The sequence below is a fragment of the Streptomyces sp. CO7 genome, from assembly GCF_053474865.1.
Genome location: NZ_JBRIOU010000007.1, coordinates 65,797 through 74,704, shown reverse-complemented (window position 1 = coordinate 74,704; position 8,908 = coordinate 65,797). Strand labels below are relative to the sequence as shown.

The 8,908-nt window shown below is 73.1% G+C and carries 10 protein-coding genes; 7 read left to right on the top strand and 3 right to left on the bottom strand.

The window, feature by feature from the left end; genetic code table 11:
* Positions 1-384 precede the first annotated feature (384 nt).
* Both ACOV8S_RS24145 and ACOV8S_RS24140 read left to right on the top strand, forming a co-directional pair.
* Entirely contained in the window at positions 385-1,029 is a 645-nt protein-coding gene (locus tag ACOV8S_RS24145) for a DJ-1/PfpI family protein (RefSeq protein ID WP_448320247.1), read from the top strand.
* A 149-nt stretch (positions 1,030-1,178) separates the two neighbouring features.
* Positions 1,179-1,505, top strand: coding sequence for a hypothetical protein (locus tag ACOV8S_RS24140; RefSeq protein WP_448320245.1), 327 nt, complete (start codon positions 1,179-1,181; stop codon positions 1,503-1,505).
* Between the two features lie 19 nt (positions 1,506-1,524).
* Here the strand turns inward: ACOV8S_RS24140 and ACOV8S_RS24135 are convergent, their stop codons facing one another.
* On the bottom strand, positions 1,525-2,379 hold the full coding sequence (locus ACOV8S_RS24135) for a class I SAM-dependent methyltransferase (protein ID WP_448320244.1): 855 nt from the start codon (positions 2,377-2,379) through the stop codon (positions 1,525-1,527).
* Between the two features lie 368 nt (positions 2,380-2,747).
* On the opposite strand from ACOV8S_RS24135, the gene ACOV8S_RS24130 reads away from it, so the two are divergent.
* The gene (locus tag ACOV8S_RS24130; RefSeq protein WP_448320243.1) at positions 2,748-3,836 is read left to right on the top strand and encodes a hypothetical protein; all 1,089 of its coding nucleotides are present in this window, start codon (positions 2,748-2,750) and stop codon (positions 3,834-3,836) included.
* 58 nt (positions 3,837-3,894) lie between these two features.
* On the top strand, positions 3,895-4,401 hold the full coding sequence (locus ACOV8S_RS24125) for a pyridoxamine 5'-phosphate oxidase family protein (RefSeq protein WP_448320241.1): 507 nt from the start codon (positions 3,895-3,897) through the stop codon (positions 4,399-4,401).
* Between the two features lie 24 nt (positions 4,402-4,425).
* Here ACOV8S_RS24125 and ACOV8S_RS24120 read toward each other — a convergent pair whose 3' ends face one another.
* Positions 4,426-4,941: a hypothetical protein gene (locus ACOV8S_RS24120; RefSeq protein WP_448320240.1), complete on the bottom strand. Its 516-nt coding sequence runs from the start codon at positions 4,939-4,941 to the stop codon at positions 4,426-4,428.
* A gap of 212 nt (positions 4,942-5,153) precedes the next feature.
* Between ACOV8S_RS24120 and ACOV8S_RS24115 the strand changes: the two genes are divergently transcribed.
* On the top strand, positions 5,154-5,702 hold the full coding sequence (locus ACOV8S_RS24115) for an MOSC domain-containing protein (protein ID WP_448320239.1): 549 nt from the start codon (positions 5,154-5,156) through the stop codon (positions 5,700-5,702).
* A 61-nt stretch (positions 5,703-5,763) separates the two neighbouring features.
* On the opposite strand, the gene ACOV8S_RS24110 is transcribed toward ACOV8S_RS24115, so the two are convergent.
* Positions 5,764-6,081 carry a hypothetical protein gene (locus tag ACOV8S_RS24110; RefSeq protein WP_448320238.1) on the bottom strand — a complete coding sequence of 106 codons (318 nt, stop codon included), beginning with the start codon at positions 6,079-6,081 and terminating at the stop codon, positions 5,764-5,766.
* A 215-nt stretch (positions 6,082-6,296) separates the two neighbouring features.
* Between ACOV8S_RS24110 and ACOV8S_RS24105 the strand changes: the two genes are divergently transcribed.
* Positions 6,297-8,012, top strand: a complete 1,716-nt coding sequence (locus ACOV8S_RS24105; protein WP_448320236.1) for a HEAT repeat domain-containing protein — start codon at positions 6,297-6,299, stop codon at positions 8,010-8,012.
* Between the two features lie 63 nt (positions 8,013-8,075).
* The gene (locus tag ACOV8S_RS24100; protein WP_448320235.1) at positions 8,076-8,897 is read left to right on the top strand and encodes a hypothetical protein; all 822 of its coding nucleotides are present in this window, start codon (positions 8,076-8,078) and stop codon (positions 8,895-8,897) included.
* Positions 8,898-8,908: the final 11 nt, after the last annotated feature.

Below are 8,908 nucleotides of genomic sequence, written 5' to 3'. Positions count from 1 at the left end.
GTCCACGGGTGCCGCGCCGGCCACCGGGGCAACCGCCGACGGGGCATCCGCCGCCGGGGCGCCTGCCGGTGGGGCGCCCGTCGTTGGGCCAACTGCCGTAGGGCCGACCGCCGTCGGGTCGCCTGCCGGTAAGTCATCTGCCGCCGGGTTGCCTGCCGTTGGGCTGCCTGCCTTTTCGCCGCCTGCCGTTGGGCTGCCTGCCTCTTCGCCGCCTGCCGTTGGGCTGCCTGCCTTTTCGCCGCCTGCCGTTGGGAATGCCGCGGCTGAGACGCCCGCCAGGGGGAGGTCCACCGCCCACGCACCCGGCACCTACGCATCCCCATCCGACGCATCCACAGCCGACGGGCCGTCGCACTGGCCCGACACACCTCACGGAGGTAACCGATGAGCACGAAGATCGCCGTCCTGCTGTACGACAACTTCACCGCGCTGGACGCGGTCGGGCCCTACGAGGTCCTCTCCCGCATCCCCGGCGCGGAGGTCGTCTTCACCGCCGCCCGACCCGGCCCCGTGCGCACCGACATGGGCAGCCTCGCCCTCACCGCGGACGCCGGGTACTCCGACGTGACCGACGCGGACGTACTCCTCGTGTCCGGCGGCCCCGGCTGCGCGGACCTGCTCGACGACGGACCCACGCTGGACTGGATCCGTCAGGTGGACGCGGGCGCCACCTGGACCACGTCCGTCTGCTCCGGCTCCCTGCTGCTTGCCGCGGCCGGCCTGCTCACCGGCCGCCGGGCCACCTCGCACTGGATCTGTCTCGAGATGCTGGAGGCGTTCGGCGCGACACCGGTCGGTGACGAGCGGATCGTCGTCGACGGGAAGTACGCCACGTCGGCCGGGGTCTCGGCCGGGATCGACCTGGCGCTCCACCTGGCTGGGGTGATCGCGGGCCCCCGGGTCGCCGAGTCGATCCAGCTGGTCATGGAGTACGCGCCCGAGCCGCCCTACGCGACCGGCTCGACGGCCGACGCCCCGCCCGAGATGGTGGAGGCGCTGAGGGCGAGCAACCTGGTCGTCGAGGGCTGACCCGGCGCCCTGCGGACCGGCCTCCCCGTTGCCTGCGGGGCGCCGGCCCTCCTTCGGACGCCCTCCGGCGCCCGTTGACCTGCGCGTCGCCGCCGACGAACATGACCTCGACGCGCGCCCGTACGGGCGCACGCACAGGTGGGGGTGACATGCCGGAGCAGTGGCCCGAAGGCCGATTCGCGGACCCGGCCGCGGCGCGCGAACGGTACGACGCCGGGCTGCGGGGCGCACGCGGGGCCGCCCGCGAGGTGCTGCGCGCCGAGCCCCCGGACGCGCACCTCGGCCTGGGCGTCGTCGCAGTCGCCGTCGCGGTGACCGCCCTGCTGGCCGGCCCCGTCCCCGGCAGCGCCGTGGCCGGGGTCTTCGCCGCCCTGTTCCTCGCGACGCTCGCCGTCATGCGCCTGCGCGGCGTCCGTGGCATGGACGCCGTGCGCCGTTCCTACCTGTTCACGTTCGGGTGGGGACAGTGGATCTGACACCGCCCCGGACCCGCTCTCAGGCGTCAGTGCCGCGGGTCGCGGTGACCATCAGGAACTCCCAGTCCATGACGACGCCGTCGCCCTCGCCCCGGTCGTGCTCCCGCGCGAGGTCGGCCAGGCCGCGGTCCAGCTGGGCGATGCGGTCCGGGTCGTCGCCGATGGCGCGGTAGGCGGCGATGGTCGGGCCGTACCGCTGCTTGAAGTAGTCCCGGAACTCCTCGGGGGAGGCGAACGCGTCGACGACCAGCTCGCGGCGTTCGGCGCTCAGCCCGCTCACCCGGTCGCCGAGGAGCTCGCGGACGTGCTGCTCGCCACCCCAGAGTGGAGGCGGCTGCGCACCGGGCGGCAGCGGCGGCATGAACGGCTTCATCACCGCCAGCATCTTGCCCAGGAAGCCTTCCGGGGTCCAGGCGATCAGCCCGATCGTGCCGCCCGGGCGGCAGACGCGGAGCAGTTCGTCGGCGGCGGCCTGGTGGTGCGGCGCGAACATGATGCCCACCACGGAGAGCACGACGTCGAACTCGGCGTCACCGAACGGCAGTCGCTCCGCGTCCGCCTCGCGCCACTCGATCTCCACGCCTCGCTCGGCCGCCAGCGCGCGGCCGACCTCCAGCAGCTCGGGCGTCAGGTCGCTGGCGACGACCTCCGCGCCGGTCAGCGCGGCCGGGATCGAGGCGTTGCCGGTACCCGCCGCGACGTCCAGCACCCGCTGCCCGGGTCCCACCCCGCTCTGCTGCACCAGCAGGGGACCCAGGCCGGCGATCAGATCGGCGGCGATCGAGGGGTAGTCGCCCTGCGCCCACATCGCCCGGTGCTTGGCCTTCAGCGCGTGGTCCGCCGTGGCCGCGTCGTCGGCGTTCGGGTTCGTCATGCGGTGTCCCACCCTCCAGGTTCAGGCTTCGGCTCCTCAGCCGTCCCTCCACGATGAGGAACGTCCGACCCGGTGGACGAGCAGCCGCGCCGGGCCATGAGCGGGCGTCACCGGGATGGTCGCCCGGGGACCGATCCCGGGGGCCCGAAAGACCCGGAAGACCCGGGAGGGCCGGCACCGGCGGCACGGCTGAGACCGGCCCCGTCGGCCGCGCTGAACACGGCGAGCCGTTGCGTTCACAGCTGGTGTCCCGCGGTGAACCGCTGGTTCACGCCTGATGAAGGGCCGGCTGTGGCACGATCCCCACGCATCGACCGCATGACCGCATCGACCGCAGCATCCGCGGCAACCTTCGTGGGGGACCGTTCGTGACCGTCACCGCCCGGCACCTCGCCACCGTCCGCGCCCCGCTCGGGAGTTCGGAGCGCCTGGAGCACCTGGAGGTGCTGTGCCCTGCCGGCGGAGGAAGCCGCCTGCTGGTGCAGCGGGGCGACGGCGAAATCGCGGTACGGGACCTGGACGGTGGCGGCCCCGGGACCCGCATACCGGCGCCCTGGCCTCGCGACTACGGCACCGTGACGGTGGCCCCGACGGGTGACCTCGCCGTCTTCTCCGGAGTGCACGCCGTCCGCGCCGTGGACGCGACGGGGGCCGTGCGCTGGGAGTACCTGCACGGCTGCTGGTCGGAGGCGGTGTGCGAGGTGGAGCACCGTGCCTTCGACGAGTACGCGGACGACTTCCACCACGCCCACGCGAACAGGGCATCCGCCGCGTTCTCGTCCGACGGGGCCGTGGTGTGGGCGCATGTCCGCCGCGGGCCGGACGCCGACCTCGACGAGGAGTGGGTCGTCCTGGACGCCGCCGACGGCACCGTCCTGGCGAGCGCGCGGACCGACACCTGCGGCGCGAGCTTCCACACCCCGCACCCCGACCCCGCCCGGATGGGCCTCACCGTCGGCGAGGGCGACGACGAGTCCCCTGCCCTGTGGGGGCACTGGGACGGCCGGACCCTCACCTTCCGCCGGCTCGACGAGACCGTGCTGCTCGCCGCGAGCCCCGACGGCCGGCACGTCCTGGCCACCGATCCCGGCCAGTGGTCGCTTGCCCTCCTCCGGGCCGAGGACGGCAAGGAACAACGGCGGCTGGCCGGCGCCCACCCCCGCACCGGTGACGACGACAGCGACGCCGTGTCGCCCGCACCGGATGAGGACCAGGTCTGGTGGGGCCACCAGGCGGCCTTTCCCCACGACGACGCGGCGGTGGTGGGCAGCGAGGTCCACGGAGAGACGGCGTCGCCCCGGCACTGGCTTCTCGAACCGGCCACCATGACGGTGCGCGGCCGGCTCGCCTACCCGTTCCCCGTCCACGGGAGCCCGCTCGGCGCGGGCCCCGGCGCGTGGTACACCGTGTCCGAGGACCGGTCCGCGCTGCACTTCTGGTCACTCGGCGGACACTGATCAGCGGGTCGTGCTCGCCGGCGGAAATACCCTGCTGCATAGGGTAGTTGGCAACAGCATGACCCAAGGACCCGCGCCCCGGCCACTGTCCGACGACGCTCTGTCCCGACTGCTCGGCGATCAGCAGTTCGGCACACTCGCCACCGTGAAGCGCAGTGGTCATCCCCACCTGACCACCATGCTCTACCACTGGGACCCCCAGGCACGCGTCGCCCGCTTCTCGACCACCGCAGACCGGGTCAAACTCCGTCACCTGCAGCACAACGCGCACGCGTCACTCCACGTCCAGGGCAGCGACGTCTGGTCGTTCGCCGTGGCCGAGGGCGAGGCCGAGGTATCCGACGTCACGACGGAACCGGGTGACGAGGTCGGTCGTGAACTCCTCTCGATGGTCCCGGAGAGCGCGAAGCCGGAGGACGAGCGCGCGTTCTTCGAGCAACTCGTCGCCGAACGGCGCGTGGTGATCCGGCTGACGGCGGACCGGCTCTACGGCACCGCCCTCGACGTCGTCGGCGGACAGCGTCCGGACGGGCGTTTCAGCGAGGGAGCTGCCGGCACCTCCTGACCTCCGGCACGCCCCTCACCGACGTCACTGCAACGAGAGGCCCTTGGCGGAGATGAGCCCCTTCGACGGGTGGGCGCGAAGGGTGGCCGTCCAGGCGGTGGGCGGGCAGGAGGCGCCGTTGGGGTGCTGCTCCCTGAGCTTCACCCGCCGGGTGTCCGTCGTGACGACGCGCTCGTCCTTGCCCGCGGTCACCGTCAACCGCACGGTGACCGTCACCGCGCCGACGTCCTGCCGGAGCGGTGTCGAGACGCTCAGGACGGGATCGTTCGGGTCACCGGACGGTCTCTGCTTGCACGTGCCGTTCACGCACACCCGTAGGGTCGTCGCCCCGTCGGGGAAATCGGCGGGACGCCACACCACGGAGACACCGGAGTCCATGCCTCTCTTCGTGCACATGACGTCGTCCCCGGAGTCCGCGCAGCCCATGAGCGTCGTCAGGGCCGTCAAGGCGCCCGTCGCGAGCAACAGACGGTGCCGCATGCCGGCGCCCCGCACGACGGCGCGGCCGCCCCGGCCCTGTTCCGTGACTGCTCCGGCCATGACTGCGGTTCCTCCCGATGGACGCGGTACGGCCCGCCGGGACCGCCGGACGCGAAACGTCGGCGGCCCCCGTCCGCTCGCCGGTCATCATGCCACCGCCGTGCACCGCGGTCCCCCCGGCGGACGTGACCGCAACGCCCTGCCCTCTGCGAACGCCCTAACGCCCTCTATGATCGGCCGCCGCAGACCGACGAGAGACGGGGGAGCACGCGATGGCCGACGGCAGGATCACCGCAGTGAGCCGCAACGCGCAGTACTCGTTCAGCAAGCCCAACCAGCCGTCCGTCACGCTGCTGGAAGGCCTGGGGGTGGAGGATGACGTCCACGCGGGGAGGACCATCCGCCACCAGTTCCGCATGACGTACGAGCCCGACCTGCCCAACCTCCGCCAGGTCCACCTGATGCACGAGGAGCTCTTCGCGGAGCTCGCGCTGAAGGGCTTCGACGTCTCCGCCGGACAGCTCGGCGAGAACATCACCACCCGCGGCGTGGACCTCCTCGGCCTCCCGACCGGCACCCTGCTCCACCTCGGACAGGACGCGGTGATCGAGGTGACCGGACTGCGCAACCCGTGCGCGAAGATCAACGACTTCCGTCAGGGGCTGCTGGGCGAGATGTTCACGATCGACCCGTCGTCCGGTGACTTCACGTTCAAGGCGGGTGTCATGGCCGTGGTGCGGCAGAGCGGAACCGTCCACCCCGGCGACGCCGTCACCGTGGAACTCCCGCCCTTCCCGCACCGCCCGCTGGAACGCGTCTGAGGCGGTCCGGGCCAACGGCCCGAGGTCGGGCGGGGCGAGCAGGGAGCGACTCTCGCCACCCTCAGTAGTTCTCCATGAATCGCCGCCGCCAATGCCCGCAAGCTCCGAACGGCGGCGTCAGCACGAGGTGCGGGTTCAGGGGGACGAACCTGCGGTCGAACTCGGCGTCCAGCTCGGCCACGATCCTGCCCAGGTCTGTCCGAGCACCGCGGGGAAGCCGCAGCAGCACGGCCTCCAGGCAATCCCGCGCCACCAGAGGATCACAGTGGCTGCAGTCCATCTCCGGATCCGGCAGGAAGCGCCCGGGCTTTCCCAGATACCGCCGGCACTCCGCCAGGTCTGCGGCGACGGCGCCCGGCCACAGGCGCTCCTCCTCCAACTTCCGGATCGCTACGCGAGTTGCCGCGGAAACACCGCGGACCTGGCGCACCGGGACGCCTCTTGTGGGCCGCCAACACTCCGCGCGCAGCCCTTTCGGACGCCTACGCGGCATCAGCCTTTCGGATCAGCATGCCGTCATCCTGCCAGGCCGGCGTCACCGCCGCGCGGAAAACCACTGGTGGGGAGGGTGGAAGCCCGCGTTACAGTCCGTCCATGACGGCGTACGGGCTCGGCCCCACTCAGCTTTACAGCCCGGCCGAACGGCTGCTGCACGGCAATGACCTGTGCGTTCCGACCGAGGCAATGACCGCGGAGGAGTGGGTCGACCTCGACAGCGAGGTGCACGTGAGTACCTCCCTGATGTCCCGTCCCGGGATCTTCAAGGGAAGGCTACGGATCGGCTTCCGGTGGTTCGACATGCGGGAGATCGCGGACTGGAGCCGGGCACCGTACTGGCAGGACGGCCCGGGCGGCGGTGCTCCTTCCTGGAGTTCGCCGCCCACCTCGTCCGAAATCGCCCTGTGCCTCAGCCACGTGGATCCGCGCGTCCGTGCGGCCGCGCTCGACCTCGCCGCGTCGGGGGCGCTGCCCGACTCCCTCCTGCCGCTCGTCCTGATCCATACCGCGGACACGCACCCGCGGGTTCGGGCCCTCGCGCGCGCCGTCGCCCACCAAGGCCTCGGCGGCGCGGACTTCGCCGCCTCGCGGCAACCGGCCGCACATGCCACACCGGCCGCCCTGGCGGTGCTGGTGGGGCGATGGCGCCACGGCGCCTGGCTGCGGGAGACGGTGCTGGACCGTCCGGACGGGCTGCCCGGACAGGCGCTGACCCAACTCCTGAGTGGCAGCGAACAGGAGACCCGCCTGGCCGGCTTGAACGCGGGTGCCGCTCACGGACGGCTCGACCTGGCACGGGCCTGGACGACGGCGGCGAACGACCCCGTGGAGAGCGTACGGGTCCACGCCGTTCGTACCGCCATACGCCTCGCGCTCGCGTCCGGCAGACCGGCCGACGCCGACGACGCCCGCACCCGGGTCCTCGCCCGTCTGGACGCCGACCGCGCGTACGGCCCCCGCCTCGACGTGCTCGCCTCGGCGGTGGAAGCAGAGCTGCTCAGCGCCCGGGACCTGGCCGGACTCGCCGTCGCGCACGGGTACCGGAAGATCCGGCGGCAGGCGTGCGACGCCGTCCTCGCCCACCCCGAGGCGGACACCGTCCTCGGCCAACTGCTGTCCGCACGGGACACGTACGTCCGGTCCGCCGCCGTGGCGCGGCTGGGCGACGGCGACCGGGCGGACCGACGCGGCGAGCTGCGGCGGTACCTGACCGACCCCTCCGGCGGTGTCCGCGCGGCGGCGTGCCGCGGCCTTCGCGCCCTGGGCGAGGACCCCCGCACCCACTACCGGGCCCTGTGCTCCGACCCGGCCGCCGTGGGCCCTGCCGCGGTGATCGGTCTCGCCGAACAGGGGCACGCGGAGGACGCAGCCCTGCTTCATCCCCTCACCCAGCACCCGGACGCCGCGGTCCGTGCCCGCGCACTGTCGGCGCTGCGGCTGCTCCGCGCCCTCCCCGACGAGGCGCTGCAACCGTTCGCCGACGACCCCGACCCCCGCGTGCGTGCGACCGCCCTCACCGGCATGCGGGACAGCGCCCCACTCCTGCGCGGCCAACTCCACAACCGTCACGAGGGCGTCCGCGCCCGCGTGCGGGACCTCCTCGAATGGCACCGCTGGAACCGGGCGGACTCCTGCCGTTGCTGCGCGACTCCCGCTGCCGTGCGGCCCGCAGCGCGGCCTGCCGTCCCGAGGGGAACCGGCCCGGCGGTGTGGGGACCGCAACCCGCGGAGCCCGTGCCGACCATGACCACCCGCCCGGACGTCACGCCCTTCGGCACGTTCCCCTCACCCGACCCCCGCACGAGACGCTGACGAGCGGACGTCCACGGTCTCTGCCTGCCCGAGACGGTGACCTGACCTGCGACGATGAGTCACATGTCCGACGAAGCGAGCCCGATGCCGAGCCTGTGGCCGCCCGCGCCGTCCGGGGCCGCCGACTGGCTGCGGGAACTGTGCGGCGACGGGATCACCGGCTTCATGCCCCCGGCGATGCCCGACGCGGCGTGGGTGCTCAACGCCATGTACGAGCACGAGAGCGGGCCCGGCGACGTCTCCTACGACGACCACCACCGGGCGAGGGTGGCGGACGGGACCGTGCAGCGGCACGTCCTCGGGGGCATCGACCTCGACGCCGTGGGCATCGCCATGGGCGGAGGCCTGGGCCGCGCCCGGCACCCGGGCCCCGGCTGGCGACGGCTGCGCTGGGCCGAGCTCGCGCGGCGGACCGGCGACCCGGTCGTGCCCCACGGGCTGCTCCCGTGCTTCCGCTGCTTCCCCTCGGCCAAGAAGGACGGCAGCTGGCCGCTCGGCATCATCCCGCCCACCGAGGGGAGCCTGGACCGAGAGACCTGGACCCGGCTGACCGCCGTCCTCACCGACCACAGCCCCGCCGGCCCTGACACTCCCTGCTTCGCCTACTACAGCCCCCTGCTGCTCGGCGACTTCGACGCCCTCGACGCCCTCGACGCCCTCGACGCCCTCGACGTCCGCGTCGGCCGCCTCGGCGACGCAGAGGCCCTGTACGACGCCTCCGAGGCCGACTTCAGCCCGTCCAACCTCTGGGCAGCCGACCGCTCCTGGGTCCTGTGCACCGACTACGACCTCTGGGGTACCAAGGTCGCCGGTCCGCCCGGCCTCGTCGAGGCGGTGCTGCACGATCCCGACCTCGAGGCGATTCGCCTGCCCTGGGCGCACTGACGCGGGCCGTC